At 71.3% G+C, this 26,830-nt stretch carries 29 protein-coding genes; 4 read left to right on the forward strand and 25 right to left on the reverse strand.

The window, feature by feature from the left end; translation table 11 throughout:
• The first annotated feature begins 64 nt into the window (after window positions 1-64).
• A complete protein-coding gene (gene coaA, locus LCG91_RS14895) occupies window positions 65-1,009 on the forward strand; it encodes a type I pantothenate kinase (protein ID WP_058727560.1) in 945 nt (314 codons plus the stop codon).
• A gap of 123 nt (window positions 1,010-1,132) precedes the next feature.
• On the opposite strand, the gene glmM is transcribed toward coaA, so the two are convergent.
• The 6 genes from glmM to LCG91_RS14925 form a co-directional block, all read right to left on the reverse strand.
• On the reverse strand, window positions 1,133-2,509 hold the full coding sequence (gene glmM, locus LCG91_RS14900; protein WP_224441877.1) for a phosphoglucosamine mutase: 1,377 nt from the start codon (window positions 2,507-2,509) through the stop codon (window positions 1,133-1,135).
• A 22-nt stretch (window positions 2,510-2,531) separates the two neighbouring features.
• A complete protein-coding gene (gene rpsI, locus LCG91_RS14905; RefSeq protein ID WP_058749472.1) occupies window positions 2,532-3,017 on the reverse strand; it encodes a 30S ribosomal protein S9 in 486 nt (161 codons plus the stop codon).
• A 36-nt stretch (window positions 3,018-3,053) separates the two neighbouring features.
• Window positions 3,054-3,500 carry a 50S ribosomal protein L13 gene (rplM, locus tag LCG91_RS14910; protein WP_022904636.1) on the reverse strand — a complete coding sequence of 149 codons (447 nt, stop codon included), beginning with the start codon at window positions 3,498-3,500 and terminating at the stop codon, window positions 3,054-3,056.
• 312 nt (window positions 3,501-3,812) lie between these two features.
• Window positions 3,813-6,593, reverse strand: a complete 2,781-nt coding sequence (locus tag LCG91_RS14915; protein WP_224441878.1) for an ExeM/NucH family extracellular endonuclease — start codon at window positions 6,591-6,593, stop codon at window positions 3,813-3,815.
• A 149-nt stretch (window positions 6,594-6,742) separates the two neighbouring features.
• Window positions 6,743-7,489 (reverse strand): MBL fold metallo-hydrolase, encoded by a 747-nt coding sequence (locus LCG91_RS14920; RefSeq protein WP_058750049.1) that lies wholly within the window; start codon window positions 7,487-7,489, stop codon window positions 6,743-6,745.
• Window positions 7,486-8,418 carry a tRNA pseudouridine synthase A gene (locus tag LCG91_RS14925; protein WP_224441879.1) on the reverse strand — a complete coding sequence of 311 codons (933 nt, stop codon included), beginning with the start codon at window positions 8,416-8,418 and terminating at the stop codon, window positions 7,486-7,488. The genes LCG91_RS14920 and LCG91_RS14925 overlap by 4 nt, the downstream gene beginning before the upstream one ends.
• Window positions 8,419-8,583: 165 nt before the next feature.
• Here LCG91_RS14925 and LCG91_RS14930 point away from each other — a divergent pair, with 165 nt between their 5' ends.
• Window positions 8,584-9,582 (forward strand): ATP-binding cassette domain-containing protein, encoded by a 999-nt coding sequence (locus tag LCG91_RS14930; protein WP_224441880.1) that lies wholly within the window; start codon window positions 8,584-8,586, stop codon window positions 9,580-9,582.
• Window positions 9,579-10,421 carry an ABC transporter permease gene (locus tag LCG91_RS14935; protein ID WP_058750047.1) on the forward strand — a complete coding sequence of 281 codons (843 nt, stop codon included), beginning with the start codon at window positions 9,579-9,581 and terminating at the stop codon, window positions 10,419-10,421. The genes LCG91_RS14930 and LCG91_RS14935 overlap by 4 nt, the downstream gene beginning before the upstream one ends.
• Before the next feature lie 35 nt (window positions 10,422-10,456).
• On the opposite strand, the gene LCG91_RS14940 is transcribed toward LCG91_RS14935, so the two are convergent.
• The 8 genes from LCG91_RS14940 to infA all read right to left on the reverse strand — a co-directional run bounded on the left by LCG91_RS14940 (window position 10,457) and on the right by infA (window position 18,281).
• Window positions 10,457-13,711, reverse strand: a complete 3,255-nt coding sequence (locus LCG91_RS14940; protein ID WP_224441881.1) for a BTAD domain-containing putative transcriptional regulator — start codon at window positions 13,709-13,711, stop codon at window positions 10,457-10,459.
• Window positions 13,712-13,800: 89 nt separating this feature from the next.
• The gene (locus LCG91_RS14945; protein WP_224441882.1) at window positions 13,801-14,913 is read right to left on the reverse strand and encodes an FUSC family protein; all 1,113 of its coding nucleotides are present in this window, start codon (window positions 14,911-14,913) and stop codon (window positions 13,801-13,803) included.
• Between the two features lie 189 nt (window positions 14,914-15,102).
• A complete protein-coding gene (gene rplQ / locus LCG91_RS14950) occupies window positions 15,103-15,675 on the reverse strand; it encodes a 50S ribosomal protein L17 (RefSeq protein WP_224441883.1) in 573 nt (190 codons plus the stop codon).
• A gap of 66 nt (window positions 15,676-15,741) precedes the next feature.
• A complete protein-coding gene (locus LCG91_RS14955) occupies window positions 15,742-16,737 on the reverse strand; it encodes a DNA-directed RNA polymerase subunit alpha (protein ID WP_058728275.1) in 996 nt (331 codons plus the stop codon).
• A 205-nt stretch (window positions 16,738-16,942) separates the two neighbouring features.
• Window positions 16,943-17,341, reverse strand: a complete 399-nt coding sequence (rpsK, locus tag LCG91_RS14960; protein WP_017885507.1) for a 30S ribosomal protein S11 — start codon at window positions 17,339-17,341, stop codon at window positions 16,943-16,945.
• A 9-nt stretch (window positions 17,342-17,350) separates the two neighbouring features.
• Window positions 17,351-17,725: a 30S ribosomal protein S13 gene (gene rpsM, locus LCG91_RS14965; RefSeq protein ID WP_058728274.1), complete on the reverse strand. Its 375-nt coding sequence runs from the start codon at window positions 17,723-17,725 to the stop codon at window positions 17,351-17,353.
• A 147-nt stretch (window positions 17,726-17,872) separates the two neighbouring features.
• The gene (gene rpmJ / locus LCG91_RS14970; RefSeq protein WP_022903266.1) at window positions 17,873-17,989 is read right to left on the reverse strand and encodes a 50S ribosomal protein L36; all 117 of its coding nucleotides are present in this window, start codon (window positions 17,987-17,989) and stop codon (window positions 17,873-17,875) included.
• A gap of 70 nt (window positions 17,990-18,059) precedes the next feature.
• Window positions 18,060-18,281, reverse strand: a complete 222-nt coding sequence (gene infA / locus LCG91_RS14975; protein ID WP_017885509.1) for a translation initiation factor IF-1 — start codon at window positions 18,279-18,281, stop codon at window positions 18,060-18,062.
• Between the two features lie 296 nt (window positions 18,282-18,577).
• Between infA and LCG91_RS14980 the strand changes: the two genes are divergently transcribed.
• A complete protein-coding gene (locus tag LCG91_RS14980) occupies window positions 18,578-19,855 on the forward strand; it encodes an LCP family protein (RefSeq protein WP_153001827.1) in 1,278 nt (425 codons plus the stop codon).
• 248 nt (window positions 19,856-20,103) lie between these two features.
• Here LCG91_RS14980 and map read toward each other — a convergent pair whose 3' ends face one another.
• The 11 genes from map to rplX all read right to left on the reverse strand — a co-directional run bounded on the left by map (window position 20,104) and on the right by rplX (window position 26,830).
• Window positions 20,104-20,934 carry a type I methionyl aminopeptidase gene (map, locus tag LCG91_RS14985; RefSeq protein WP_224441884.1) on the reverse strand — a complete coding sequence of 277 codons (831 nt, stop codon included), beginning with the start codon at window positions 20,932-20,934 and terminating at the stop codon, window positions 20,104-20,106.
• An 8-nt stretch (window positions 20,935-20,942) separates the two neighbouring features.
• A complete protein-coding gene (locus LCG91_RS14990) occupies window positions 20,943-21,533 on the reverse strand; it encodes an adenylate kinase (protein WP_058728272.1) in 591 nt (196 codons plus the stop codon).
• Window positions 21,530-22,852, reverse strand: coding sequence for a preprotein translocase subunit SecY (gene secY, locus LCG91_RS14995; RefSeq protein WP_058728271.1), 1,323 nt, complete (start codon window positions 22,850-22,852; stop codon window positions 21,530-21,532). The genes LCG91_RS14990 and secY overlap by 4 nt, the downstream gene beginning before the upstream one ends.
• A 146-nt stretch (window positions 22,853-22,998) precedes the next feature.
• On the reverse strand, window positions 22,999-23,463 hold the full coding sequence (gene rplO, locus LCG91_RS15000; protein ID WP_058728270.1) for a 50S ribosomal protein L15: 465 nt from the start codon (window positions 23,461-23,463) through the stop codon (window positions 22,999-23,001).
• Complete coding sequence (gene rpmD / locus LCG91_RS15005; RefSeq protein ID WP_031273241.1) at window positions 23,460-23,645, reverse strand: 50S ribosomal protein L30; 186 nt, start codon at window positions 23,643-23,645, stop codon at window positions 23,460-23,462. The genes rplO and rpmD overlap by 4 nt, the downstream gene beginning before the upstream one ends.
• Entirely contained in the window at window positions 23,645-24,379 is a 735-nt protein-coding gene (gene rpsE, locus LCG91_RS15010; protein ID WP_058728283.1) for a 30S ribosomal protein S5, read from the reverse strand. Before rpsE ends, rpmD begins: the two co-directional genes overlap by 1 nt.
• A gap of 5 nt (window positions 24,380-24,384) precedes the next feature.
• Window positions 24,385-24,756, reverse strand: a complete 372-nt coding sequence (gene rplR, locus LCG91_RS15015) for a 50S ribosomal protein L18 (RefSeq protein WP_058725386.1) — start codon at window positions 24,754-24,756, stop codon at window positions 24,385-24,387.
• 2 nt (window positions 24,757-24,758) lie between these two features.
• A complete protein-coding gene (rplF, locus tag LCG91_RS15020) occupies window positions 24,759-25,295 on the reverse strand; it encodes a 50S ribosomal protein L6 (protein WP_058728269.1) in 537 nt (178 codons plus the stop codon).
• 6 nt (window positions 25,296-25,301) lie between these two features.
• Complete coding sequence (rpsH, locus tag LCG91_RS15025; protein ID WP_058725384.1) at window positions 25,302-25,700, reverse strand: 30S ribosomal protein S8; 399 nt, start codon at window positions 25,698-25,700, stop codon at window positions 25,302-25,304.
• Between the two features lie 180 nt (window positions 25,701-25,880).
• On the reverse strand, window positions 25,881-26,471 hold the full coding sequence (gene rplE / locus LCG91_RS15030; RefSeq protein WP_058728268.1) for a 50S ribosomal protein L5: 591 nt from the start codon (window positions 26,469-26,471) through the stop codon (window positions 25,881-25,883).
• Complete coding sequence (gene rplX, locus LCG91_RS15035) at window positions 26,471-26,830, reverse strand: 50S ribosomal protein L24 (protein WP_058728267.1); 360 nt, start codon at window positions 26,828-26,830, stop codon at window positions 26,471-26,473. The genes rplE and rplX overlap by 1 nt, the downstream gene beginning before the upstream one ends.

The following is a 26,830-nucleotide window of genomic DNA, read 5'->3' on the forward strand; positions in this document are numbered from 1 at the left end:
GGCGCGGTGCACGTGCGCCGGTCCGCCCGCGTCCGCCGCGCCTCCCGTCTGTACGCTCGTCCCCATGCCGATCACGGAAGCCACCGTCGCGCACCCGACCCCGTTCGTGGAGATCCCGCGCGACGAGTGGTCCCAGCTCGCGCCGAAGGAGCACCTGTCGCTGACCGAGACCGAGGTCGTGCAGCTGCGCGGCCTGGGCGACCGGCTCGACATGCAGGAGGTGCAGGAGGTCTACCTGCCGCTGTCCCGCCTGCTGACGCTCTACGCGGCCGGTGCGAGGAACCTGCACGCGGAGACGAGCCGGTTCCTCGGCGAGCGGGCCGGACGGACACCCTTCGTGATCGGCGTCGCCGGGTCGGTCGCGGTCGGCAAGTCGACCGTCGCGCGGCTGCTGCGGGAGCTCACGAAGCGGTGGCCGGACACCCCTCGGGTGGAGCTCGTGACGACCGACGGGTTCCTGTACCCCAACGCCGAGCTGGAGCGCCGCGGGATCATGGACCGCAAGGGCTTCCCGGAGTCGTACGACCGGCGCGCGCTGCTACGGTTCGTCAGCCAGGTGAAGAGCGGTGCAGCCGAGGTCCGCGCGCCGTTCTACTCGCACCTGGTCTACGACATCGTGCCCGACGCCGAGATCGTCGTGCGGCAGCCGGACGTCCTCATCGTCGAGGGCCTCAACGTGCTCGCGCCGCCGGTGCACGGGCGGCTCGCGCTGTCGGACCTGTTCGACTTCACGATCTACGTCGACGCGAAGACGAAGGACATCGAGTCCTGGTACGTCGACCGCTTCCTGGCGCTGCAGGAGGAGGCGTTCTCGAGCCCGGACTCGTTCTTCCACCGGTTCGCGTCGCTGTCCCGCGAGGACGCGGTGCGGACGGCGACCGAGGTCTGGCGCGCGATCAACGAGCCGAACCTGCTCGAGAACGTGCTGCCGACGCGCTCCCGGGCGACGCTCGTGCTCAAGAAGGGCGCGAACCACAAGGTCAACTCGGTCCTGCTCCGCAAGATCTGACGCGGGGGCGCCGCTTCCCTGATGTCGAACCCGGGAACCGACATCGAACCAGGAAAAGTACCGGGTTCGATGTCGGTTCCGTGGTTCGGAGCAACGCTACGACGGCGACGGCGACGCAGCGCCCTACGCGGCCGCGTCGATCGACAGTCGGTCGCGCACGACGTCGGCGAGCTCCTCGGCGACGCGCTGGGCGTCCTCCTGCGAGGCGGCCTCGACCATGACGCGGACGACCGGCTCGGTACCCGACGGGCGCAGGAGCACGCGGCCGGAGTCGCCGAGCGCCTCGGTGGCCGCGGCGATCGCGTCCTGCACACCCTGGTCGTCCAGACCCTGCCGGTCGACACCGCGCACGTTCAGGAGCACCTGCGGGAAGACCGTCATGCACGACGCGAGCTCCTGCAGGCTCTTGCCGGTGCGGGCCATCTCCGCGACGAGGTGGAGCCCGGTCAGGACGCCGTCGCCCGTGGTCGCGAACTCGTTGAAGATGACGTGTCCGGACTGCTCACCGCCGAGGGAGAAGCCACCCTCGACCATCTTCTCGAGCACGTAGCGGTCGCCCACGGCGGTCTGCACGACCTCGATCCCGGCGTCCGCCATCGCGCGCGTGAGCCCGAGGTTCGACATCACGGTGGCGACCAGCGTGTCCGAGGCGAGACGCCCGCGCTCCTGCAGCGACAGCGCGAGGATCGCCATGATCTGGTCGCCGTCGATCGCGTTGCCGGCGGCGTCCACCGCGAGGCACCGGTCGGCGTCGCCGTCGTGCGCGATGCCCACGTCCGCGCCGTGCTCGAGGACGGCCCGAGCGAGGTTGTCGATGTGCGTGGACCCGACACCGTCGTTGATGTTCATGCCGTCCGGGTCCGCGCCGATGAGCGTGACCCGGGCACCGGCGTTGACGAACACCTCGGGCGAGACGCCCGCGGCGGCACCGTTCGCGCAGTCGAGCACGACGTGGATGCCGTCGAGCCGGTGCGGCAGCGTGCCGAGCAGGTGCACGACGTAGCGGTCCTCGGCGTCGGCGAACCGGGTGATCCGACCGACCTCGGCGCCGGTCGGCGTCGGCGCGGACTGGTCGTGCATGGCCGCTTCGATGCGGTCCTCGACCTCGTCCGGGAGCTTGCGGCCGCCCGTCGCGAAGAACTTGATCCCGTTGTCGGGTGCGGGGTTGTGCGACGCGGAGATCATCACGCCGAAGTCGGCGTCGATGTCCGCGACGAGGAACGCCGCAGCGGGTGTGGGGATGACCCCGGCGTCGAGCACGTCGACGCCGGCGGAGGCGAGACCGGCCGCGACGGCGGCACCCAGGAACTCACCGGAGACGCGCGGGTCGCGCGCCAGGACCGCGCGGGGGCGCGGTCGGCCGGACGCCCGGCGGGCGTCCGCATGGTGTCCGTGCGTGAGCACGGCCGCGCTGGCCTGGGCGAGACCCAGTGCCAGCGCGGCCGTCAGCTCGCCGTTGGCGAGTCCACGAACACCGTCGGTACCGAACAGACGCGGCATTGCGATCGGGTTCGTCGAGCGACTAGCGCTTCGAGAACTGCGACGCCTTGCGGGCCTTCTTGAGACCGGCCTTCTTGCGCTCGATGACGCGCGCGTCACGGGTGAGGAAGCCGGCCTTCTTCAGGGTGGCGCGGTTGTTCTCGCGGTCGATCTCGTTCAGCGCACGCGCGATGGCGAGGCGGAGCGCACCGGCCTGACCCGAGGGGCCACCACCGGTGATGCGGGCGGTGACGTCGTAGGCGCCGAGGAGCTCGAGCACCTTGAACGGGTCGTTGATCAGCTGCTGGTGCAGCTTGTTCGGGAAGTAGTCCTCGAGCGTGCGGCCGTTGACCGTGAACGAGCCGCCACCGGGGACGAGGCGCACGCGGGCGATGGCCTCCTTGCGGCGCCCGACGGCACCGCCCGAGACGTTGAGGATCTGGCGGGGAGCGGTCTCCGAGGACGCCGGGGCGCTCTCGGTGGTGAAGCTCTCCGGGGTCTGGTCGAGGGAGTCAGCGATCTGAGCCATGAGTGTTATCAGTCCTTGAAGTCGTCGTGGCCGTCGTTACTGCGCGACCTGGTCGAAGGTGTACGCCTTGGGCTGCTGCGCGGCGTGCGGGTGCTCCGCGCCGGCGTAGACCTTCAGCTTCTTGAGCTGCTCACGACCGAGGGTGTTCTTCGGCAGCATGCCGCGGATCGCCTTCTCGACGGCGCGGGTCGGGTGCTTCTCGAGCATCTCCGGGTAGGAGGTCGCCGTGAGGCCGCCCGGGTAGCCCGAGTGACGGTAGTAGACCTTCTTGGCGAGCTTGGAGCCGGTGAGGGCGACCTTGTCCGCGTTGATGATGATGACGTAGTCACCCATGTCCATGTGCTGGGCGAAGGTGGCCTTGTGCTTGCCGCGCAGGAGCGCCGCAGCGTGCGTGGCGAGACGGCCGAGGACGACGTCGGTCGCGTCGATGACGATCCAGTCGTGCTGGACGTCTGCCGGCTTCGGGGAGAACGTACGAGTCACAGGTGTGCTGCTTTCGTGTCGAGGTGAGGAGTCCGTGAATCCCGCTCCGGTGGGTGTTCCGCGGGCGATGCTCGTGGAACTGCCCGGTGGAGGGCTCATCTGACTGTCCGGCGCACGGGGCGCGCAGACCAAGGTGAGAGCCTACCCGACGCGGCTCGCCTTGTCGAACGCGACCGGTCGACGGACGGGAGGCGCGGGGCCCGCCCGCCACGCGCCTCCCGTCCGTCCGTGGTCGCGGACCGACGCGCGGACAGCGACGTCGCACCCGTCGATCGACGGGTGCGACGTCGCTGATCGGTGTCGGCGCGAAGGTCAGTCCGTCCGTGCCGCCCGACGGCGTCGTGCCACGGCCAGGCCGGTGCCGGCCGCGAGCAGGAGCAGCGCGGCGACGAGCCCGCCGGTGAGCTCGGTACCGGTGAAGGCCAGTCGGCCGTCACGGTCAGTCGCGGCGATCGGTGCCGGCCCCGGCGTGACCGTGGTCTGTCCCGCGCCGGCACCCGCGGACGGAGCCGGGGACGGAACCGGAGCCGTCGTCCCGCCGTCGCCCGGAGCAGGGGTCTCGACGGCGGTCGTGTCGAAGCCCACCAGGATCGGGTCGTGGTCGCTGGCGCGGTACACGTCGTCGCGGTACAGGTCCGTGACGTTGTAGTCGTAGCGGCTGTACTCCAGGCCCACCGACTCGGTCGAGTTGATGTTCCAGATGTCCACACCGGTGACCGTCGCCAGGGCGGCCGGGGACGCCAGCACGTGGTCGAGCGAACCGCTCAGGCCGCTGAAGACGTACGAGTACTCGGACGAGTCCTCCGCCGGACCGAGGTCGGTGTAGCCCGCTTCGCGCAGGACGACCATCGGGTCCTCCTCGCTGTACGCGTTGAAGTCGCCGAGCATGAACACCTTGTCCGTGCCGTACTTCTGCTGCTCGGTCGTCGAGAACGCGGCGAGCGCCGTCGCCTGGCGCACGCGGTCGGCGTTCGACGCGCCCTGGCCGTCGCCCTGGTCGGCGTTCTCGCCCGAGCCGGAGCCCTTCGACTTGAAGTGGTTCGCTATGACGAGGAAGTCGTCGTCCGCGCTCCCGCCCACCGGCCGGAAGGCATCGGCGACGGGCTGACGGGCGTTCACGAAGGCCGGGTCGTCGAGGATGGTCGACTCGCCGACGGGTGCGACGCGGTCCTTCTTGTAGACGAGCGCGAGGCGGATGACGTCCTCGGTCGCGGGCAGCACCGCCGGGGACGGCACGTAGGCCCAGGTGTCCTGACCCGTGGCGGCGTTGAGCGCGGCGACGAGGGTGCCCACGGCAGCGTCGCGGTCCTTCCCGAAGCGTGCGGAGTTCTCGATCTCCTCGAGCGAGACGACGTCGGCGCCGAGGGCGTTGATCGCCTTCACGATCTTCACCTGCTGGCGGGCGAGGTCGTCCGCGTTCGCGGCACCACGAGCGTCGCAGCCGCCGCGGACGGTCACGGGGTCGCCGTCGCGGTCGGTGTAGTACGTGCAGCCGGTGAGCTGGTCGCCCGTGGTCGGGAAGTAGTTGAGCACGTTGAACCCGGCGAGCTTCAGGTCACCACCGACCTCCTCGGGCGCCGCGGTGCGGACGTCCGAGAACGACGCAGGCAGGTCGGCAGCCGGGGTCGCGCCGGTGATCGGCGCGGTCGGCTGGAACTTCCACGCGTCGTTGCGGTAGTCGAGGACGACCGGCTTCGTGAAGGTCGCGGCGGCGCCGACCGTGACCGGACCCTGGGTGAGCCAGGACACCGGGACCGACTGGTTCCCGGCGCTGAGGAAGTTGGTGCTCGCGCCGTCGTCGAGCACCACCTTGCGCGCGGCGTTGTCGGCGGCGACAGCGGCGGCCTCGGGGCTGCCCGGGCGGGCGACCTCGGTCGGCTGGACCAGGCGCTCCGTGCCGGCGGCCAGGGTGATCTCGCCGTACTGGTTGGTCGTGTAGTTGTCGGCGACCGTGTAGTCGCCCTGCGGTGCGACGAGCATGCTCTCGAGCGACTCGCGCTCGGCGTCGGTGCGCGGCAGGGTCAGGGTGGCGGGGACCGGCTGCACGACGCCCGTGGCGGGGAGGCGCACGACGTCGGCGATCGATGCGACCTCGAGCTCGGTGAGTCCGTTGAACTCGGCCACCGACCCCGTGAGGCGCACGGCGTCGCCGACCGAGACGCTGCCCGCGGTCGCGGCCGAGTACACGAACACGGCGTCGGACGCGGTGTGGGTGGCGAGGTCGAGCGCACCGCCGGTGCCGGCGGTCTGGACCGTGTAGCCGTTCAGGCCGCCCGTGGCGTAGACCGCGGTGACGACGCCCTCGGTGACGACGCGCTTCCCGACGTACGGCGACGCCGTGCCGGTTCCCTGCAGCTGCGCGATGGTGACGGCCTCGGCGGGACCCGTCGGCGTGCCCGGGTCGGTCGGCTCGGGGTCGGTCGGGGTGCTGCTGCCGGTCTCACCCGCGGCGTTGGTCGGTGTCAGGGTCGTGGTGACCGAGAAGTCGGCGCCGTTGACGTCGGTGTCCGTCGTACCGTTCCGGGTCAGGCCGTTCGGCTCGCTGTTCCCACCGGTCACCGTGCGGACGGTGCCCTCGTACGTGTTCGACCCGCCGTAGCCGAGCAGGTCGACGACGCCGGGCGTCCCGGTCGCGACCGGACCCGCGGGGAGCGCCAGCGCCCCGGTGCCGCTCGAGAGCGCCAGGGTGCCGGTGGTGCCGGACGGGTTGAGGGAGGCGGTGTCGTCGGCGGTCGGCAGGGCGGCGCCGACGGCGTTCGCGCCGCCGTTGCCCGCCATCGACACGAGGAAGGTGCCGTTCGCGGGCACCGTGCCCTCGAGGGCGCTCACCGAGAAGTTCCCGGTGCTGCCGGCGGCGCGGTACTGGAGCGACCAACCGGCGAGCGACACCGGCGTCGCGGTCGGGTTCGCGATCTCGACGAACTTCTCCTTGTAGAAGGCGTTCGCGCTGCCGCCCTTCAGGTACGCCTCGGAGATGACGAGGCCGGTGCCCGCGGGGTCCGCGAGGGCGGTGGAGACGGAGACGAGGGGGGCGGCGACGAGCGTCGCCGCCACCGTGGCGCACAGCACGGTGCGCCGCAGGAGGTTGGGCATGCTGACCTTCGGCAGGAGGAGGGGGACCTCGTCACGCTAGCCACCTGCAGGGTCGCTCAGGTTTCCGGCAGGTGAACGATGCGGTCCACCCCCGTCCGGGGTGCGGCCCCGGGCACGTCGGCGCGCGATCGCCGTGCCCCCCGGCGTGCTCAGCCGACGACCGGCACCCACCCGCTGCCGACACGGTGCACGGCCGGTCCGTGCCCCGGTAGCACGATCTCCGGGATCGGCAGTGCCCGCGCGGACTCGAGGGCCGTCGCCTGGTCGGCGGTGAAGAACGGCGTGATCATCCTCGGGCGCGGCTGCCACGACCCGGGCAGGGTGTCGTGGTGCGAGACCACCGCGTCGCCGGTGACGATCGCGTTCGCGGCCGGCAGCAGGTACGCGGTGGAGCCGGCCGTGTGCCCGACGGCGGGGAACGGTGTCATCGCGCGCCCCGCGAAGTCCTGCGCGGTGAAGGCCCGGGCGCCGGGGACGGTCACCGGACGCAGGGCGTCGGAGCCGATCGCGCGCGCCAGCCAGCGCATGGTCCGGGGCGCGGCCAGCCGTCCACCGATCTCCGCCGGCCGGACCTGCTGCCGCTGGGGGCCGCGGACGTTGACGAGCTCGTCGGCGTGCGCCAGGACCTGCACGTGCGGGTACCGCTCGAGGATCCCCGGGATGCCGCCGACGTGGTCGACGTGCCCGTGCGTGACGTAGATGCGCCGCAGGTCGCCGAGGTCGTGGCCGGCCCAGCGCACGGTGTCGAGGACGAGGCCGCTGTCCGCCGGGTAGCCGGCGTCGATCAGCGCGACACCGTCCTCCTCGGCGAGCACGACCCAGTTCGAGACCGGCCCCTCGACGAACACCACCCCGGGTGCGACGGAGACGACGGACCGGGGCCTGCGGGAGCTCATCCCCCGACGCTACCGGCGTCCGGCTCGTCGTCCGTGCGGCGTGCGCGGGTCTGCGCGGCCCGGGCGGCGAGCTCGTCGTCCCCCGGGTACCCGACCTCGGTGAGCGTCAGGCCGACCGCGGGTGCGACCGTGAAGGCGCTGGTGCGCTGCTGCGCGATCCGCAGCTCCTCGAGGCGGTCCGGGCCGAAGCGGCCCTCGCCGACGGCGATGGTCGCCCCGACCATCGCCCGCACCATCGAGTGGCAGAACGCGTCGGCCTGGAGGCGCGCCACCAGCACGCCGTCCGGCTCGCGGTCCCAGCGGAACTCCTGCAGCGTCCGGATCGTGGTCGCGCCCTCGCGCGGCTTGCAGAACGTCGCGAAGTCGTGCAGCCCGAGCAGCGTCAGCGCACCGCGCTCCATCGCCGCCGGGTCCAGGCGCGCCGGGTGCCAGAGCGTGTGCCCCCGCCGACGTGGGTCGCGTGGGGCGTCGGCGTCCGCCACCCGGTACTCGTAGCGCCGCCAGAGCGGGGAGAACCGCGCGTCGAACCCGTCCGGCGCGACCGACGCCCGCGTCACGACGACGTCCCCCGCGGCACCGGCCAGGCCGTTGACCCGCTTGACGAGTCCGTCGAGCGAGGTTCGCGGGGGCCCGTCCGGCGACGACCGCCGCGGCCTCGTGAGTGCGCCCCACTGCTCGGACGTGAGGTCGAGGTGGGCGACCTGCCCGGTGGCGTGCACCCCGGCGTCCGTCCGCCCGGCGACCGTGAGCAGCGGCGGCGCGCCCCACCGGGTGAAGACCGTCGCGAGCGCGGACTCGAGCGCACCCTGCACGGTCCGCAGCCCGGGCTGCCGGGCCCATCCGGAGAACGCCGCGCCGTCGTACGCGACGTCCAGCCGCAGCCGCACCGCGCCGCTCGCGCCGGCGTCCGAGTCGTCCGTCCCTGCCACGGGAGCGAGCGTACCGGGGCCGGGTCGTGCCTCCCGTCCGGTCCGTCGTCGGCGACCGTCCGTCCCGTCGCTGACGGCGACCGCTCGCCGGTGTCAGCGCCGCGTCAGTGCCGCGTGAGCGGTGGGCGGGAGCATCGGTCCCGACATCGACGAAAGGACCTTGCGATGACCACCACACCACTCGCCGTCGAGGCGACCGGCCTCGTCAAGACGTTCGGCAACAACCGCGCCGTGGACGGTGTCGACCTCCGTGTCGAGGCCGGCACGGTCTACGGCGTGCTCGGCCCGAACGGTGCCGGCAAGACGACCACCATCTCGATGCTCGCGACCCTGCTGCGGCCGGACGGGGGCGAGGCCCGCGTCTTCGGGCACGACGTCCGCCGCGAGCCGCAGACCGTCCGCTCCCTGATCGGGGTGACCGGGCAGTACGCGAGCGTCGACGAGACGCTCAGCGCCACCGAGAACCTCGTCATCTTCGCGCGGCTGCTCGGGCTGTCCCGCGGCGACGCGAAGCGCAAGGCCCGCGAGCTGCTCGAGCGCTTCGGGCTGACCGATGCCGCGTCCCGCCCGCTCAAGGCGTTCTCCGGCGGCATGCGGCGGCGCCTCGACCTGGCGGCGAGCCTCATCGCGCAGCCGCCGCTGATCTTCCTCGACGAGCCCACCACCGGGCTCGACCCGCGGACCCGTGCGCAGATGTGGGACACGATCCGCGAGCTCGTCGCGACCGGGTCGACCGTCCTGCTCACGACGCAGTACCTGGACGAGGCCGACCAGCTCGCCGACCGCATCGCGGTCATCGACCACGGCCGCGTGGTCGCCGAGGGCACCGCCGACGACCTGAAGTCCTCGGTGGGGACCGCCTCGCTGCAGCTCCGCCTGGCGGACGCGGAGTCGGGCGCGCTCGCGACCGCGGCCGCACTCGTCGAGCGGGTGCTCGGCACCCCGGCGGTCGTCAGCCCGGAGGGCGCGCGGCTCACCGCCCCGATGACCGCCCCGGACCGCGTCACCGACCTGCTCGTCTCGTTCCGCGAGGCGGGGGTCTCCCTCGCCGAGATGAGCGTGCAGAAGCCGACCCTCGACGAGGTCTTCCTCACCATCACCGGTGCACCGGCCGACGCCGACACCGCCACGACCGACCGCGCGCTCGAAGGGAGCCTCGCATGACCGCCACCACCCTCACCCCGACCACCACGCCGTCCTCGGCACCGCGTGTCACCCCGCGTCCCGGGGTCGGCGGCACCGGCCTCGCGGCCACGGTCCGCCAGTCGTTCACGATGGCGTACCGCGGGCTCGTCAAGATCCGGCGGACACCCGAGCAGCTGTTCGACGTCACGCTCATGCCCATCGTCTTCACCGTGATGTTCACGTACATCTTCGGCGGCGCGATCTCCGGCGACGTCGGGAGCTACCTGCCCGTCATCATCCCGGGCATCCTCGTGCAGACGGCGATCACCTCGTCGATCGTCACCGGGGTGCAGCTCCGCGAGGACATGGACAAGGGCGTCTTCGACCGCTTCCGCTCGCTCCCCATCGCCCGGATCGCCCCGCTCGCCGGCGCGCTGCTCGCCGACACCGTCCGCTACGCGATCGCGACGACGATCACCTTCGTGGTGGGGATCGTCATGGGCCTGCGTCCCGCCGGGGGCCTCGGCGCCGTGCTGCTGGCGGCGCTGCTCGTCATCGTGGTGGCGTGGGCGATCAGCTGGGTCTTCGCGTACTTCGGCGTGATCGCGCGGACGGCGTCGAGCGTCTCCGGCATCGCGAACCTCGTGCTCTTCCCGCTGACCTTCCTGTCGAACGCGTTCGTGCCGACGGACACGCTGCCGAGCTGGCTCCGCTGGTTCACCGAGGTCAACCCGGTCTCGCACCTCATCACCGCGGTGCGCGACCTGGTGAACCACGGGACGGTCGGCGGTGACCTCTGGCTCAGCCTGCTCGGCGCCGCGGTGGTGGTGGCGGTCTTCGCGCCGCTGACCGTCCGCGCCTACATGCGGAAGGCCTGACGGCCCGCGGACCCGGCCGGGGCCCTGTGCCCGGCTCAGGCGGGCAGGCGCGCGTCCTCGAGCACGGCCCGCACCCACGAGACGGCCTCGGCCCGGTCCCTGCCGGCCGCGGCCGTCTCGGCGTCGGCGAGCGCCTGCTCCCCCACGACCTCGGCGAGCAGCGGTCGGAGCCGGGCGTGGGCGAGGACCGCGAAGTCCTGCCGTGACCCGATCCGGGTGAGGGTGCCCCAGCACGCGACCGCCGCGTCCGGACGTCCGGTGCGGGCGTAGGCGATCGCGAGTCCGGCGAGCGCCGTGCCGATGACCGGGACGTCCCGGCGGACCTGCCGCAGGCGCAGCTGCACCAGCGTGCCGACCCGCACCCGTCGAGCGATCGCCAGCTCCGCCGCGGGCAACGACGTGTGTGCCGGCTCCGCTCCGACCGCGGCGGCCGGGAGGCCCGTGGCCGCGTCCTCGACCCGACGCACCGCCGCCTCGTCCACCGCCGCGATCCGTGCGGCCCCCGCCATGAGCGCCCAGTGCGCAGCGGCGCCGCGCCCCGGCTGCACGACGTCCCAGGCCTCGGTGTACCCGGCCGCCGCGGCCTCGGGGTCGCCCTCCCACCGCGCGCACTCGGCACCGATGGCGACCGCCAGGACCGCGATGAGCCCGCGGTCGTCGAAGCCCCCGCGACCGCCCGCCGGCCGGTGCCGGAGGTCCGCGGCGATCGACCGGGCGCGCTCCACGTCCCCGGTCGCGGCGGAGGCCAGGCCCACCGTCCAGCCGATCTCGTACAGGTCGTCGTCGGCGCCGAAGCGCTCCAGGTGCTCGCGTGCGCTGACCGCCTCGGCCAGGGCCTCGCTGTACCGCCCCGACTGCGCGAGCAACTGGGTGAGCGTGACCGCGACGGTACCGGTGGTCCACGCTTCGCCCGTCGTCTCCGCCAGCGCCTTCGCCCGGCGTGCGTACCGCAGGGCCGCGACGGGCTCGCCGGCGTTCTCGGCCAGCGGCGCGCTCAGCATCGTGCCGAGGCACGCCACCGCGGGCTCCGGGTCCTCGCGGAGGCGCGCGAGCTCGGCGAAGCCCTGATCGGGTCGCGCGACCGAGAGCAGGAGCGACGCGAGCGCGTCGACGACCGGGTCCTCGGCACGGCCGGACGCGTGCAGGGTCCGCAGGCCGGTGATCGCCCGCGCCGTGGTGCGCAGGTCCGAGAACGCCGACGTGGCCCCGGCCATCACGAGCCCGACGACCGCGGCGGTCCGGTCCTCCGGCCGCGGGACGCACGACCGGAGCGCGGCGACCACGTCGGATGCCGTCGCGACCACCTCGCGGTGCAGCCCGCGGAGCGTCCAGTACCCGCCGAGCGCGGCGAAGACGTGCGTGACCGTCGGGACGTCGTCGGCACGGAGCGCCCAGCGGAGCAGGGTGACGAGGGTGTCGGCCTCGCGCCGGACCTCGGTGAAGGCGACGAGCTGTACCGGGCCCCGCAGCGCGAACAGGTTGCGTGCCGCCGCCAGCTCCCGACCCCACGTGGTCATCGCCGTGCGGACGGCCTCGGTGGTGCCCCGCTCGGCCAGTCGTGCGGCACCGAACTCGCGCACGGTCTCGAGCAGTCGGTAGCGGACCGGTTCGCCCTCGGCCTCGACGAGCTGCACGAGCGACTGCTCGACGAGCTCCGCCAGGTCGTCGAGCGCGTCCCACCGCCGTCCGGGCTCCGCGACCGACTCGACGGCGTCGACCGCGACCCCGTCCGGGAACAGCGCCAACCGGGTCAGCAGGTCCTGGGCACCCTCGTCGAGGAGCCGCCAGCTCCACTCGATCACCGCGAGCAGGGTCCGGTGCCGCTCGGGTGCGCTGCGGTCGCCGCCGCGCAGCAGGGCGAAGCGGTCGTCCAGGCGTCGTTCGACCTCGTCGACGGCCATCCCTCGGATCCGGGCGGCGGCCAGCTCGATGGCGAGCGGCGACCCGTCGAGCCGGGTGCAGATCCGGCGGACGGCGTCGACCGGCAGCACGGCGCCGGGTCGGGCGGCCCGGGCTCGCTCGGTGAACAGGCGGACGGCGGCCCCGTCGGCCTCGACCGGCAGCGGACCGAGCGGTGCGACGACCTCGCCCGCGATCGCGAGGGGCGCCCGGGAGGTCGTGAGCACCCGCAGTCCGGGCACGGCGGCGAGCAGGTCGGCCGTGCAGCGGGCCACGGCCTGCAGCAGGTGCTCGCAGTTGTCGAGCACGAGCACGGTCGGACCGCCGTCGAGGGCGCGGACCAGCCGTGCCCACAGGTCCGTGACGACCGCGTCCTGGAGCATGCGGGCCGTCCGGACCTCGGCGATCCCGAGCAGCGCGCCGAGGGCGGGGAGCAGGTCCTCGCCGTCACCGATCGGTGCGAGCTCGCAGACGACGACGCCCGTGGTCGGGGGCAGCTGGGCGGCGACGGCCTGCGCGAGCCGGGTCTTGCCGAGTCCGCCCGGACCGAGCACGGTGACCAGGCGGTGCTCGTCGAGCAGCGCGGCGACGTGGGCGACGTCGTCCCCTCGGCCGACGAGCTCGTTCGGCGCGACCCGGAGACCGGTGCGCCGGACGGGGTGGTCCTCCGCGGCCGCCGATCGTCGGAGGAGCTCCGCGTTCAGCCGGACGAGCTCCGCGGACGGGTCGGCCCCGAGTCCGTCGGCCAACCGCTCCCGGTGCGCGGCGAACACCGCGAGCGCCTCGGCCGTGCGCCCGTCCGTGTCGAGGGCGCGCATCGCACCGGCGGCGGCGGTGTCGTCGAACGGTGCGGCCTCGACCTCGGCGGCCCAGGTGGCCGCGGCGGCGGCCGGGTCCCCGTCCGCGAGCTGCAGGGCCGCCAACCGCCGACGGAGGGCGTGCTCCGCCGCCGCGGCACGGTCCGACAGGGCGGTGCCGAGGTCGCCGTCGACGTCGCCGCCCGGCGTCCCCCGCCACCGGTCGAGCGCGGTGCGGACGGCCTCGGTGTCGGCGTCGGGCTCGTGCACGGTCTGCTCGGCGGCCACCAGGTCGATGCCTGCCGGATCGCCGCCGAGGGCGTACCCGGTGCTGGTCGACACGACGAGCCCGTCCGCCGTCGTCCGGCGCAGTCGGGACACCAGGGTCTGCAGGGCCGCGCGTGCACCCTTCGGCCGGTCCTCGCCCCAGAGCTCGTCGATCAGCGTGTCCGTGCCCAGCGTGTGGCCGTGCGCGAGCACCAGCGCCGTCAGGAACGACCGGGCCAGGGCGCCGGGGACCGCCAGCGGGGCGCCGTCCGGCCCCGCGACCGTCACCGGTCCGAGGACGGCGACACGGGACGCGACGGACACCATCGGATCCTACTGACGGTCGGTGCCGGACCGCGACGGCGGTGCGGTCCGCGACGGCGGTGCGGTCCGCGACGGCGGTGCGGTCCGCGGCATCAGGCGCGTCGGCCGGACGGACCGGTCTCGGTGTCCACGTCGGCGGTCGCCCGCTTCTCGGACTCGAGCACACCGCGCAGCGCCACGATCGCGCTCGAGGTCACCGTGACCTGCGACGGGTCGGCGTCGCTGGCGTCGAGCGCCCGCTCGAGCTCGGCGATCGCCTCGTCCGCCCCGTCTTCGGCGCAGTCACCGCGGACCACGCAGGCGACCCGGCGGAGCGCGGCTGCGAAGGGCTCGGCGAACGCCGGGTCCGGGCGACCGAGGTTCTCCGCCACCGGTCCGGAGCGTGCGACGAGCTCCGTGAGGTCGGTCGTGTACCAGGCGACGCGCTCGAGCGCCCGGAAGCGCGCGCCGTCCGTCTGCAGCCGTGCCCGCGACCCGCGGAGCACGCTGCGCGGGTTCATCCGCCGGGCCTCCTGCGCCGTCGAGACGCGGTCCCGCACGTCGGCGATCGCCTTGTCCAACCGCTCCTGCTGGCGGTCCCAGGCCCCGGTGTCCGGCTCACCGTCGACGAGCACGTCCGCCAGGTCGTCGAGCTGCTGCGCGAGCACGCCGTTCACCTGGTCGATCCGTCGCTCCGCGTCCCAGAAGTGCAGCGGCGGGACGACGGCGAAGTTCACCGCGAGCCCGATCGCGATCCCGATGGCCATCTGCACGACGTAGGCGAACGAGTAGCCCTCCGCGTTGCCTCCACCGACGAGCAGCACGAAGAGCGCTGCCATCGGCACCCACGAGTACCCCTCGCCGAGGATCCGGAACCCGGACACGAGCACGCCGAGCCCCACGACGAGCGCGACGGCGATGACGCCGGGATCGCCCACGAGCATCGTGAAGCCGGCGATCAGGATCCCGAGCGTGATGCCGACGAGCGTCTGGACGCCGGCGCGGATCCCCGCGAAGACCGTCGTTCGCATCGCGACGATGGCCCCCAGGGGCGCGTAGTACGGGTACTCGGCGGCGACGCCCGGAGCGTACCTCGCCAGCGTCCACGCGATCACGGCGGCCAGCGCCGCCTTGCCGGCGAGCAGCAGCCGCGGCTGGGTCCCGGAGTCGCGGCTCCACCGCCACAGACGGCGCCCGGCGCCGGTGATCCGCTCTGCTCTCGCCATGTCGCGATCACCGTACGGCGGTGACGCTGGGAGGGGACGCGGATGCGTGCCGGACGGGAGGCCCGTGGCGGCCCCCCCCCCCCCCCCCCCCCCCCCCCCCCCCCGCGCCGCCCGTCCGCCGACACGGACCCGCGGGGACGACGGAACCCCGCGACGAGCGTCGCGGGGTTCCGTGTGGTGGTGCTGGACCTACTTGGCGTCGTCCGACTTGGCGTCGGCGTCGGCCTCGACCTCGGCGGCAGCCGGGGTCTCGGTCTCGGCCTCGACCGGAGCGGACTCCTCGGTGGTCTCCGTGGACTCGACCGGGGTCTCCTCGGCCGGGGTCTCCTCGGCCGGGGTCTCCTCGGCCGGAGCGGCAGCGGCCGGGGCCGCGGAGCGCTTCACCGGGGCCGGCGTGCTGGACACCGGCTCGAGGACGAGCTCGATCGAGGCGAGCGGCGCGTTGTCACCCTTGCGGAAGCCGAGCTTCGTGATGCGGGTGTAGCCGCCCTGACGGTCCTCGACCTGCGGGGCGATCTCCGTGAACAGCGTGTGCACGACGGACTTGTCACGCAGCTGCGCGATGACCCGACGACGAGCGTGCAGGTCGCCACGCTTCGCGAACGTGATGAGACGCTCGGCGACGGGACGGAGGCGCTTGGCCTTCGTCTCGGTGGTCGTGATGCGACCGTGCGTGAAGAGGGCGTTGGCGAGGTTGCTCAGGAGCAGGCGCTCGTGGGCGGGGCCGCCACCGAGGCGGGGGCCCTTGGTGGGCTTCGGCATGTCAGTTCTCCAGTGGTGATGGTGGTGCGCACCGACTCATCGGCGCGCGTGCGCGTCAGCGCGAGGTCAGTTGTTGGACTCGTCCTCGTCGTACCCGCTGTAGAAGTGGGCGCCGTCGAATCCGGGGACGGTGTCCTTGAGGGACAGGCCGAGCTCGGTGAGCTTGTCCTTGACCTCGTCCACCGACTTCTGACCGAAGTTGCGGATGTTCATGAGCTGCGTCTCCGAGAGGGCGACGAGCTCGGACACCGTGTTGATGCCCTCCCGCTTGAGGCAGTTGTAGCTGCGGACCGACAGGTCCAGGTCCTCGATCGGGGTCTGCAGCTCGTTCGAGAGCACCGCGTCGACCGGCGCGGGGCCGATCTCGATGCCCTCGGCCGCCGTGTTCAGCTCGCGAGCGAGACCGAACAGCTCGACCAGCGTGCGCCCGGCCGAGGCGATGGCGTCGCGCGGCGAGATCGCCGGCTTCGACTCGACGTCCACGACCAGGCGGTCGAAGTCCGTGCGCTCACCGGCACGCGTCGCCTCGACGCGGTAGGTGACCTTGAGGACCGGCGAGTAGATCGAGTCGATCGGGATCTGACCGGCCTCGCTGAACTCCGAGCGGTTCTGGGTCGCCGACACGTAGCCACGGCCACGCTCGATCGTCAGCTCGAGCTCGAAGCGCGCGGTGTCGTTCAGGGTCGCGATGACGAGGTCCGGGTTGTGGATCTCGACGCCGGCCGGGGCGGAGATGTCCGCCGCGGTGACCTGACCGGCACCCTGCTTGCGCAGGTACGCGGTGATCGGCTCGTCGTGCTCGCTGGAGACGACGAGGCTCTTGATGTTGAGGATGATCTCGGTGACGTCTTCCTTGACACCGGGGACGGTGCTGAACTCGTGGAGGACGCCGTCGATGCGGATGCTGGTGACAGCCGCGCCGGGGATCGAGGAGAGGAGCGTGCGGCGCAGCGAGTTGCCGAGGGTGTAACCGAAGCCCGGCTCGAGCGGCTCGATGACGAAGCGCGAGCGGTACTCGGAGATCGACTCCTCGGTCAGGGTGGGGCGCTGTGCAATGAGCACTGTGGGATTCCTTTCGGCGGAGTGTCCGCTATATGACACTCGGCGGTACGACGGGGCCGACCGGGCCCCGACGGGTCTGTTGAGTTGTGATCACGCGCAGCGCGGGGCCGGGAGGGCCCGACGTGCGCGATCGAACGACCAGGAATGGCCGGCCCCGCTCGCCCCGGTCAGGGGACGAGCGGGGAACGGCCGGTTGCTCCTCGCGTCAGACGCGGCGACGCTTCGGCGGGCGGCAGCCGTTGTGCGCCTGCGGGGTGACGTCGTTGATCGAACCGACCTCGAGGCCGGCGGCCTGGAGGGAACGGATCGCGGTCTCGCGGCCCGAGCCCGGACCCTTGACGAAGACGTCGACCTTCTTGACGCCGTGCTCCTGCGCCTGACGCGCAGCGGACTCGGCGGCGAGCTGCGCCGCGAACGGCGTCGACTTGCGCGAACCCTTGAAGCCCACGGCACCCGAGGACGCCCAGCTGAGGACGGCACCCGACGGGTCGGTGATGCTGACGATGGTGTTGTTGAACGTGCTCTTGATGTGGGCCTGGCCCACGGCGACGTTCTTCTTCTCCTTGCGACGCGGCTTGCGCGCGGCAGTCTTGGGGGTAGCCATGATGATCTCCTATCGGGCCTTCTTCTTGCCTGCCACGGTGCGCTTCGGTCCCTTGCGGGTACGCGCGTTGGTCTTGGTGCGCTGACCACGCACCGGGAGACCACGACGGTGGCGGAGACCCTCGTAGCTACCGATCTCGACCTTGCGGCGGATGTCGGCGGCGACCTCGCGGCGGAGGTCACCCTCCACCTTGAAGTTGCCCTCGATGAAGTCACGGAGGGCGACGAGCTGGTCGTCGGTCAGGTCCTTGACGCGGATGTCACCGGAGATACCGGTCTCGGCGAGTGCCTGGACCGCGCGGGTACGGCCGACGCCGTAGATGTACGTGAGTGCGATCTCCACGCGCTTCTCGCGCGGGATGTCGACGCCTGCTAGACGTGCCATGTGCTGGCTGCTCCTGTTTTCGGTGGAGGTGTGGCGCAGTACCGGTGCCCGGGCCTCCGCCCCGAGGTGTCCCCCGCCGGCGACCGAGGTCGGGGCGGGGTTCTGGTACTGCGTGTTCAGTGTTGAGTTGTGGGTCCTGCTGGGAGCTCAGCCCTGGCGCTGCTTGTGGCGCGGGTTGCTCTTGCAGATCACCATGACGCGGCCCTTGCGGCGGATGACACGGCAGTGCTCGCAGATGGGCTTGACGCTGGGGTTGACCTTCATGATTGCTTCCTGTTGCTCGCTGGCTTCGTGCCCGGCGGGTTCGCCGAGCCGTTCCTTTCCAGCTCGCGGATCACTTGTAGCGGTAGACGATCCGGCCGCGGGTCAGGTCGTACGGGCTCAGCTCCACGATCACGCGGTCCTCGGGGAGGATGCGGATGTAGTGCTGGCGCATCTTCCCGGAGATGTGCGCGAGGACCTTGTGTCCGTTGGTCAGCTCAACGCGGAACATCGCGTTGGGCAGAGCTTCGAGCACCGAGCCCTCGATCTCGATGACGCCGTCTTTCTTGGCCATAGCCTCACTGTCGCTTGGTTGGATTACCGGTGTGATCCCCGAGCCGGTCTGCGGGTCGGGCGCCACGCCGAAGGGCATGACACACCAAAGATCAATCGTATGGGATCAGGCGCCGATTGCCAAGTGCTGGCCGGTCCCGCCCGCCGGAGGTCCCTCCGTCTGGGGCTGTCGGGGACCCGGCTGAACGGTCCAGAGTGGATCCTCGGTCGGTTCCCGGCTGCGCGCCGGTCCCACCGCCGTAGCCTGGCGACCGCTGACCGCCCGGCGCCTGCGCCGGAGAACCGATCGGAGACCACGTGCCTGATGCACCCCGCCGCCCCCTCGCCCGCCACGGCCGGCTGCCACGCCGTCGCGGATGGGGGACGCTCCTGGGGTTCGTCGCCGCCGCGGTGGCCGTCGTCCTGGTGAGCGGGACCAGCGTCGCCGCCATCGCCGGCGCCCAGCTCGCCAGCGCCCCGCACACGGTCGAGCTCAGCACCGACGACCAGAACACCGCGAAGACCGCCGACATCACCGCGATGCAGGGCGGCGCGAACATCCTGCTCCTGGGCAGCGACACCCGGGTCGGCCAGTTCGACTCCGACGAGAACGTCGAGGGCGCCCGGAACGACGTCACGATCCTCGTGCACATCTCCCAGGACCACCAGCAGCTCACGGCGGTCAGCTTCCCCCGCGACCTGAAGGTCCCGATCCCGGCGTGCACGAACCCCGAGACGGGGACCTCGTACCCGGCGGCGAGCAGCGAGCTCATCAACGAGTCGCTCGGGCACGGCGGGATCTCCTGCGCGGTGGACACGGTGGAGAACCTGACCGGGCTCACCATCCCGTACGCCGGCCTCATCACGTTCGACGGCGTCATCGAGATGTCGAACGCGCTGGGCGGCGTCGACGTCTGCGTCGCCAAGCCCATCGACGACTCGTACACCGGCCTGCAGCTCTCCGCCGGGCAGCACACGCTCGAGGGGCAGGACGCGCTGGCGTTCCTGCGCAGCCGGCACGGCGTCGGCGACGGCAGCGACCTCGCCCGCATCAGCTCGCAGCAGGTGTTCCTGTCGGCCCTGCTGCGGAAGGTCACCTCGGACGGGACCCTGTCGAACCCGGTCACCCTGTACAAGCTGGCCGGCGCCGCGCTGTCGAACATGACGCTGTCGGACGGCCTGGCGCAGACCCGGACGCTCGTCGGGCTCGCGTCCACGCTCCGGGGCATGAGCACCTCGGACATGCTGTTCGTGCAGTACCCGGTGGTCGACGACCCGTCCGACACCGCACACGTGCTCGTCGACGAGGCAGCCGCCCACGAGCTCAACGTCGTGCTGCAGCAGGACCGCAAGACGTCGCTCAGCGACTCGACCACGGGCCGGGCGTCGGAGGAGTCGCCGACCGCTGGCAGCACGCCGGAGAGCGACACGTCGCCGAGCCAGGCGCCGGCTGGCGGTGGGGCCGCGTCGGACGGTACCGCGTCGGGTGCCCCGTCGGCTGCCGCCGGCTCCGCGGGGACGCCCTCGGCGACGCCGCTGCCCTCGAGCATCTCGGGGCAGTCCGCGTCCGAGCAGACCTGCACCGTCGGGAACTGAGCCCGTCTGGGCGGCCGTCCGCGCGCCGTCGCGCAGCAGCGCCACGGTGCTGGACGATCCGGTCGTGCACGACACGGACGGGTGCCGGGGGCGCGGAGCCGTGACAGCTGCCGGCGTCAGCACGTCGGGACGGGTGTCGACGTGCTGAGGTGGGACGAGCCTCCCGGCGGGACGGGCGACGCACCCACACACGGTCGACGGGTCCGCACCGCCCCGTCGGGACCGCACGACCGGCGAGGCGGGTTGTCCTACGGGACAGGGACCGGCGTGACGCCGAGCGGCACGAGACCGGAGGCACCCCCGTCGGAAGCGGTGAGCACCCAGATGCCGTCGGCGTGCACGGCGACCGAGTGCTCCCAGTGCGCCGCGTCGGAACCGTCCAGGGTCCGGATGGTCCACTCGTCGTCGTCCGTCGAGCTGTCGATCGTCCCGGCGGTGACCATCGGCTCGATCGCGACGACCAGCCCGGGCTTCACCGCCGGACCAGCGCCGCGGACGCGGTGGTTGAAGACGGGCGGGTCCTCGTGCATCGACCGACCGATGCCGTGGCCCGTGAAGTCCTCGACGATGCCCCAGGCACCCGTCTCGTCGATGGCGTCCTCGATCACCGCGCCGACCTCGTTGAGGGACCGGGCGTGCGCGAGCGCAGCGATGCCGTGCCAGAGCGCGCGCTCCGTGGTGTCGCAGAGCGTCTGTCGAGCGGTCGTCAGCGTGGCGTCCCCGCCGGGGAGCACCGTCGTGAACGCGCTGTCGCCGTTCCAGCCGTCGACCTCGGCACCGGCGTCCACCGAGACGATGTCACCGGCTGCGAGCACGCGGTCACCGGGGATCCCGTGGACGACCTCGTCGTTCACCGAGACGCACAACGTGTGCCGGTACCCCGGCACGAGCTGGAAGTTCGGCACGCCGCCGCCGTCGCGGATCGTCCGCTCGGCGATCGCGTCGAGCTCGCCCGTCGTGATGCCCGGGCGGATCGCGGCGCGCACCGCGGTGAGCGCCGACTCGGTGAGCAGCCCGGGACGGACCATCGCCCGGAGTTCCTCCGGCGACTTGTAGATCGAGGGCTTCCGGCGCCGCACGACGGAGATCAGACGCCCGCGGTGAGGCCGCGCGACGACAGCGCCGCCTGGATGCGGTCGCCGACCTCGTCGATGCCGCCGAGCCCGTCGACGTCCACCACGAGGCCGCGCTCGGCGTAGGCAGCCACGATCGGGGCGGTCTGCTCCGTGTAGACCTCCTGGCGACGACGGATCGTCTCCTCGTTGTCGTCGCTGCGGCCCTGCTCCTCGGCACGCTTCAGGAGTCGCGCCACGAGTGCGTCCTGGTCGGCGACCAACTGCACGACGGCGTCGATCGCGGTGCCCTGCTCGGCGAGCAGCGCGTCGAGGTACTCGACCTGACCGACCGTGCGGGGGTACCCGTCGAGCAGGAAGCCCTGCGCGGCGTCGGCCTCGGCGAGGCGCGACTTGACGAGTTCGTTCGTCAGCTCGTCCGGCACGTAGTTGCCCGCGTCCATGATCGCCTTCGCCTGCACGCCCAGCGGGGTGCCCTCGGAGACGTTCTTGCGGAAGATGTCACCCGTCGAGATCGCCGGGACGCCGAAGCCCTCGGCGATCCGGCCGGCCTGGGTGCCCTTCCCGGCTCCGGGAGGTCCGACGATGATGAGACGTGCGCTCAACGGAGAAGCCCTTCGTAGTGACGTTGCTGCAGCTGCGAGTCGATCTGCTTCACGGTCTCGAGACCGACACCCACGATGATGAGGATGCTCGCGCCGCCGAACGGGAAGTTCTGGTTCGCGCCGAACAGCGCCAGTGCTGCCAGCGGGATGAGCGCGATGAGACCGAGGTAGAGCGAGCCGGGCAACGTCACCCGGGTCAGGACGTAGTCGAGGTACTCGGCCGTCGGACGACCGGCCCGGATGCCCGGGATGAAGCCGCCGTACTTCTTCATGTTGTCGGCGACCTCTTCGGGGTTGAAGGTGATCGCGACGTAGAAGTAGGTGAACCCGACGATGAGCAGGAAGTACAGGACCATGTAGAACCAGTTGTCACCCGAGGTCAGGTTGTTCTGGATCCAGGTCACCCACGCCGCCGGCTCGGTGCCGTCGGAGGGCTGGTTGAACTGCGCGACCAGGGCCGGCAGGTACAGCAGCGACGAGGCGAAGATGACGGGCACGACGCCGGCCATGTTCACCTTGATCGGGATGTAGGTGTTGTTCCCGCCGTAGGTGCGACGGCCGACCATGCGCTTGGCGTACTGGACGGGGATGCGCCGCTGCGACTGCTCGACGAAGACGACCGCCATCATGATGACCAGGCCGACCAGGATGACGAACAGGAAGAGCTCGAAGGACTGCGACTGCTCGATCGCCCAGAGCGCCGACGGGAACTGCGCCGCGATCGACGTGAAGATGAGCAGCGACATGCCGTTGCCGATGCCGCGCTCGGTCACGAGCTCGCCCATCCACATGATGAGGCCGGTGCCGGCGGTCAGCGTGACGACCATGAGCATGATCGCGTACCAGCTGTCGTTCGAGATGATCGACGAGCAGGAGGCGGAGGCGTTCGTGCCGAAGAGGGCACCGGAGCGCGCGACCGTGATGAGCGTCGTCGACTGCAGGACACCGAGCGCGATGGTGAGGTAGCGCGTGTACTGCGTCAGCTTGGCCTGGCCGGACTGACCCTCCTTGTAGAGGGCGTCGAAGTGCGGGATGACCACGCGCAGCAGCTGCACGATGATCGACGACGTGATGTACGGCATGATGCCGAGCGCGAAGACCGACAGCTTCAGCAGCGCGCCGCCGGAGAAGAGGTTGATCAGGTCGTAGAGGCCACCGGAGGACGACGCGCTGGCGAGGCAGCTCTGCACGGCGGCGTAGTCGACGAACGGCGCGGGGATGTACGACCCGAGACGGAACAGCGCGATGATCGCGAGGGTGAAGCCGATCTTCTTGCGAAGATCTGGGGTGCGCATGATGCGCGCGACCGCTCTGAACACGAGGACTCCGAACTTCTGGGACCGGCGACCCGATCGGGGTCATCACGGTGTCGATCGGCAGCGCCGACCTGGCCGACGGACGTCGACCACTGTCAAGGAAACCGTAACGGCGGCCCGTGCGCAAACGCACGGGCCGCCGACGGGGGTTACTGGGAGACGGTTCCGCCAGCAGCCACGATCTTCTCGGCGGCGGACGCCGAGACCTTGTCGACCGAGACCGTCAGCTTCACGCTGATGTCACCCTGACCGAGAACCTTGACCTTCTCGTTCTTGCGGACGGCGCCCTTGGCGACCAGGTCCGCAACGGTGACGTCGCCACCGTTCGGGTAGAGCTCCGCGATCTTGTCCAGGTTCACGACCTGGTACTCGACGCGGAACGGGTTCTTGAACCCGCGGAGCTTCGGGGTGCGCATGTGCAGCGGCATCTGCCCACCCTCGAAGCCGACCTTGACCTGGTACCGGGCCTTCTGACCCTTGGTACCGCGGCCGGCGGTCTTGCCCTTCGAGCCCTCACCGCGACCCACGCGGGTGCGGTCCTTCTTGGCGCCCGCAGCGGGGCGGAGGTGGTGCAGCTTCAGCACCTGCACGCGCTCGTTCTTCTCGTCGCTCATGCGTCGACCTCCTCGACCTTCACGAGGTGCGCCACCGTCGCGATGTACCCGCGGTTCTGGGCGTTGTCCTCACGCAGGACCGTACGGCCGATGCGCTTGAGGCCCAGGCTGCGCAGGGTGTCGCGCTGGTACTGCTTCTCGCTGATAACGGACTTCGTCTGCGTGATCTTCAGCATCGCCATCACGCACCTGCCTTCTCGGTCGCGGCACGCAGGGCCGCAGCCTCGGCGTGGAGCAGACGAGCCGGGACGACCCGGTCGACGTCGAGGCCACGACGGCTCGCGACGGCGCGGGGCTCCTCGAGCTGCTGCAGCGCCTCGACGGTCGCGTGCACGATGTTGATGGTGTTCGACGAGCCGAGCGACTTGCTCAGGACGTCGTGGATGCCGGCGCACTCGAGCACGGCGCGGACCGGACCACCGGCGATGACGCCGGTACCGGCAGCGGCCGGGCGGAGCAGGACGACACCGGCAGCGGCCTCACCCTGCACCGGGTGCGGGATGGTGTTGCCGACGCGCGGGACGCGGAAGAAGTTCTTCTTCGCCTCCTCGACGCCCTTCGAGATCGCGGTCGGGACTTCCTTCGCCTTGCCGTAACCGACACCGACGAGGCCGTTGCCGTCACCCACGACGACGAGCGCCGTGAAGCTGAAGCGACGACCACCCTTGACGACCTTCGACACGCGGTTGATGGTCACCACGCGCTCGAGGAACTGGCTGTCGCCACCGCGGTTGTTGCGGTCACGACCCTGCTGACGGTCACGCCCACCGCCACGACGGCCGCGCTGGTCGGCGTTGTCGCGGTTGTTCGACGCGGAGCCCGCGGCGGTCTCGACCGGACGCTCGGCGACGGCAGCGGCTTCCGCTTCCTTGCCGGTCGTGGCCTTGGTCTCGGCCGCTTCGTTGTTGTTCGCGATGTCGCTCACAGGTTCAGCCCTCCTTCACGGGCACCATCGGCGATCGCGGCGACGCGACCGGCGTACTTGCTACCACCGCGGTCGAAGACCACGGCCTCGACGCCGGCGGCCTTCGCCCGCTCGGCGAGGAGCTCGCCGACGCGACGGGCCTTGGCCGTCTTGTCGCCGTCGAACGAACGGAGGTCGGCCTCCATCGTCGACGCGCTGGCAAGGGTGTGGCCCTTCGCGTCGTCGATGACCTGGACGAACACGTGACGCGACGACCGGGTGACAGCGAGACGCGGACGCGCCTCGGTGCCGGTGATCTTCTTGCGGAGACGGTTGTGACGGCGCGCCTTGGCGGCCGACTTGCTCTTTCCTCGGATACCGAGAGCCATGATCACTTACCTGACTTTCCGGCCTTGCGGCGCACGACCTCGCCTGCGTAGCGGACACCCTTGCCCTTGTAGGGCTCGGGCTTGCGCAGCTTGCGGATGTTGGCAGCCACCTCGCCGACGGCCTGCTTGTCGATGCCCGACACGGTGAGCTTGTTGTTGCCCTCGACGGCGAAGCTGATGCCCGCCGGCGGCTCGACCGTGATGGGGTGGGAGTAGCCGAGCGCGAACTCGACGTTGCTGCCCTTGGCCTGCACGCGGTAACCGGTGCCGACGACCTCGAGGCCCTTGGAGTAGCCCTGGGTCACGCCGACGATGTTGTTCGCGATGAGGGTGCGGGTCAGGCCGTGCAGCGCACGGGACTCACGCTCGTCGTCCGGGCGGGTGACGAGGACCTGGTTCTCCTCGACCTTGGCCTGGATGGGCTCGGCGACGGTGAGCGCGAGCTCACCCTTCGGGCCCTTGACCGCAACGGTCTGGCCGTCGACGGAGACGGTCACGCCGGCGGGGATGTCGATGGGAAGACGTCCGATACGAGACATTGTCGGTCACCACACGTAGGCGAGGACTTCCCCACCCACGCCCTTCTGCTCGGCTTCACGGTCGGTGAGCAGTCCCGACGAGGTCGAGAGGATCGCCACGCCGAGGCCACCGAGGACCTGGGGGATCTCCGTCGACTTCGCGTAGACCCGGAGACCGGGCTTCGAGACGCGCTTGATGCCGGCGATCGAACGCTCGCGCTCGGGGCCGTACTTGAGGTCGATCGTCAGGGTCTGCCCGACGCGGGCGTCCTCGATCTTCCACTCGCTGATGTAACCCTCGCGCTTGAGGATCTCGGCGATGTTCTTCTTCAGCTTGGAGCTGGGCAGCGAGACGGCGTCGTGGTGCGCCGAGTTCGCGTTCCGCAATCTGGTCAGCATGTCTGCGACCGGATCGGTCATCGTCATGATGGTCGTCCATTCTTCGCCTGGTTTCGACACCCGTTCCACGAATGCCGACCTGAGCGATCGGGGTGGTCTCCGAGCGGTTCCCGGAGACCTGGAGGTCGTCAGCTGACGCCGACGACCGGTGTTCGTGCGTGCGGGCCGGAGGACGTACATCCTCCGGCCCGCAGCGCCCGGACTATCTTAGACCGTCTGGTCGGCCGAACGGAACGGGAAGCCGAGCTGGCGGAGCAGCGCGCGGCCCTCGTCGTCCGTCTTCGCGGTGGTCACGACGGTGATGTCGAAGCCACGCACGCGGTCGATGCGGTCCTGGTCGATCTCGTGGAACATCGACTGCTCCGTGAGACCGAACGTGTAGTTGCCGTTCCCGTCGAACTGCTTGTCGCTCAGACCGCGGAAGTCGCGGATGCGGGGCAGTGCGAGGGTGACGAGGCGGTCGATGAACTCCCACGCGCGGTCACCGCGGAGGGTGACGTGCGCGCCGATGGCCTGGCCCTCACGCAGCTTGAACTGCGCGATGGACTTGCGGGCCTTCGTCACGACCGGCTTCTGACCGGTGATCGCGGTGAGGTCCTTGACGGCCCCGTCGATCACCTTCGAGTCACGAGCGGCCTCACCGACACCGGTGTTCACGACGACCTTGACCAGGCCGGGGACCTGGTTGACGTTCGCGTACCCGAACTGCTCGGTGAGGGCAGCCTTGATCTCGTTCTTGTACTTCTGCTTGAGGCGCGGCTCGACCTTGGTCTCCGGCGCGGCAGTCGTGTCGGTCATCAGAGCTTCTCACCCGACTTCTTGGCGTAGCGGACGCGGACGGTCTTCTTCACGCCGTCCTTCTCCACCTCTTCGGTACGGAAACCGACGCGGGTCGGCTTCTTGGTCTTCGGGTCGACGATGGCGACGTTCGACACGTGGATCGGAGCCTCGTGCTGCTCGATGCCACCGGTCTTCGACCCACGCTGCGTCTGGCCGACGCGGACGTGCTTCGTGACGAAGTTCACGCCCTCGACGACGACACGGTTCTTGTCCGTGAGGACCTCGATGACCTTGCCCTGCTTGCCACGGTCGCCGCCACGCTCCTGCTTGGCACCCGTGATGACCTGGACGAGGTCACCCTTCTTGATGTTCGCCAT

It is taken from the genome of Curtobacterium sp. TXMA1, from assembly GCF_020162095.1.
GTDB lineage: Bacteria > Actinomycetota > Actinomycetes > Actinomycetales > Microbacteriaceae > Curtobacterium.

Bases quoted from the DNA above. Each gene is read 5' to 3' on its own strand.
- LCG91_RS14930 (WP_224441880.1), top strand. From the start codon at position 8,584: ATGACCACCACACCACTCGCCGTCGAGGCGACCGGCCTCGTCAAGACG.
- rplX (WP_058728267.1), bottom strand. From the start codon at position 26,830: ATGGCGAACATCAAGAAGGGTGACCTCGTCCAGGTCATCACGGGTGCC.
- rplE (WP_058728268.1), bottom strand. From the start codon at position 26,471: ATGACCGACACGACTGCCGCGCCGGAGACCAAGGTCGAGCCGCGCCTC.
- LCG91_RS14915 (WP_224441878.1), bottom strand. From the start codon at position 6,593: ATGCCCAACCTCCTGCGGCGCACCGTGCTGTGCGCCACGGTGGCGGCG.
- LCG91_RS14945 (WP_224441882.1), bottom strand. From the start codon at position 14,913: ATGGCGAGAGCAGAGCGGATCACCGGCGCCGGGCGCCGTCTGTGGCGG.
- rpmJ (WP_022903266.1), bottom strand. From the start codon at position 17,989: ATGAAGGTCAACCCCAGCGTCAAGCCCATCTGCGAGCACTGCCGTGTC.
- rplO (WP_058728270.1), bottom strand. From the start codon at position 23,463: ATGAGCGACGAGAAGAACGAGCGCGTGCAGGTGCTGAAGCTGCACCAC.
- LCG91_RS14935 (WP_058750047.1), top strand. From the start codon at position 9,579: ATGACCGCCACCACCCTCACCCCGACCACCACGCCGTCCTCGGCACCG.
- rplQ (WP_224441883.1), bottom strand. From the start codon at position 15,675: ATGCCGAAGCCCACCAAGGGCCCCCGCCTCGGTGGCGGCCCCGCCCAC.
- rpmD (WP_031273241.1), bottom strand. From the start codon at position 23,645: ATGGCGATGCTGAAGATCACGCAGACGAAGTCCGTTATCAGCGAGAAG.
- rpsK (WP_017885507.1), bottom strand. From the start codon at position 17,341: ATGGCTACCCCCAAGACTGCCGCGCGCAAGCCGCGTCGCAAGGAGAAG.
- rpsH (WP_058725384.1), bottom strand. From the start codon at position 25,700: ATGACGATGACCGATCCGGTCGCAGACATGCTGACCAGATTGCGGAAC.
- rplF (WP_058728269.1), bottom strand. From the start codon at position 25,295: ATGTCTCGTATCGGACGTCTTCCCATCGACATCCCCGCCGGCGTGACC.
- infA (WP_017885509.1), bottom strand. From the start codon at position 18,281: ATGGCCAAGAAAGACGGCGTCATCGAGATCGAGGGCTCGGTGCTCGAA.
- glmM (WP_224441877.1), bottom strand. From the start codon at position 2,509: ATGCCGCGTCTGTTCGGTACCGACGGTGTTCGTGGACTCGCCAACGGC.
- LCG91_RS14940 (WP_224441881.1), bottom strand. From the start codon at position 13,711: ATGGTGTCCGTCGCGTCCCGTGTCGCCGTCCTCGGACCGGTGACGGTC.
- rpsM (WP_058728274.1), bottom strand. From the start codon at position 17,725: ATGGCACGTCTAGCAGGCGTCGACATCCCGCGCGAGAAGCGCGTGGAG.
- rplR (WP_058725386.1), bottom strand. From the start codon at position 24,756: ATGGCTCTCGGTATCCGAGGAAAGAGCAAGTCGGCCGCCAAGGCGCGC.
- coaA (WP_058727560.1), top strand. From the start codon at position 65: ATGCCGATCACGGAAGCCACCGTCGCGCACCCGACCCCGTTCGTGGAG.
- rpsI (WP_058749472.1), bottom strand. From the start codon at position 3,017: ATGGCTCAGATCGCTGACTCCCTCGACCAGACCCCGGAGAGCTTCACC.
- LCG91_RS14920 (WP_058750049.1), bottom strand. From the start codon at position 7,489: ATGAGCTCCCGCAGGCCCCGGTCCGTCGTCTCCGTCGCACCCGGGGTG.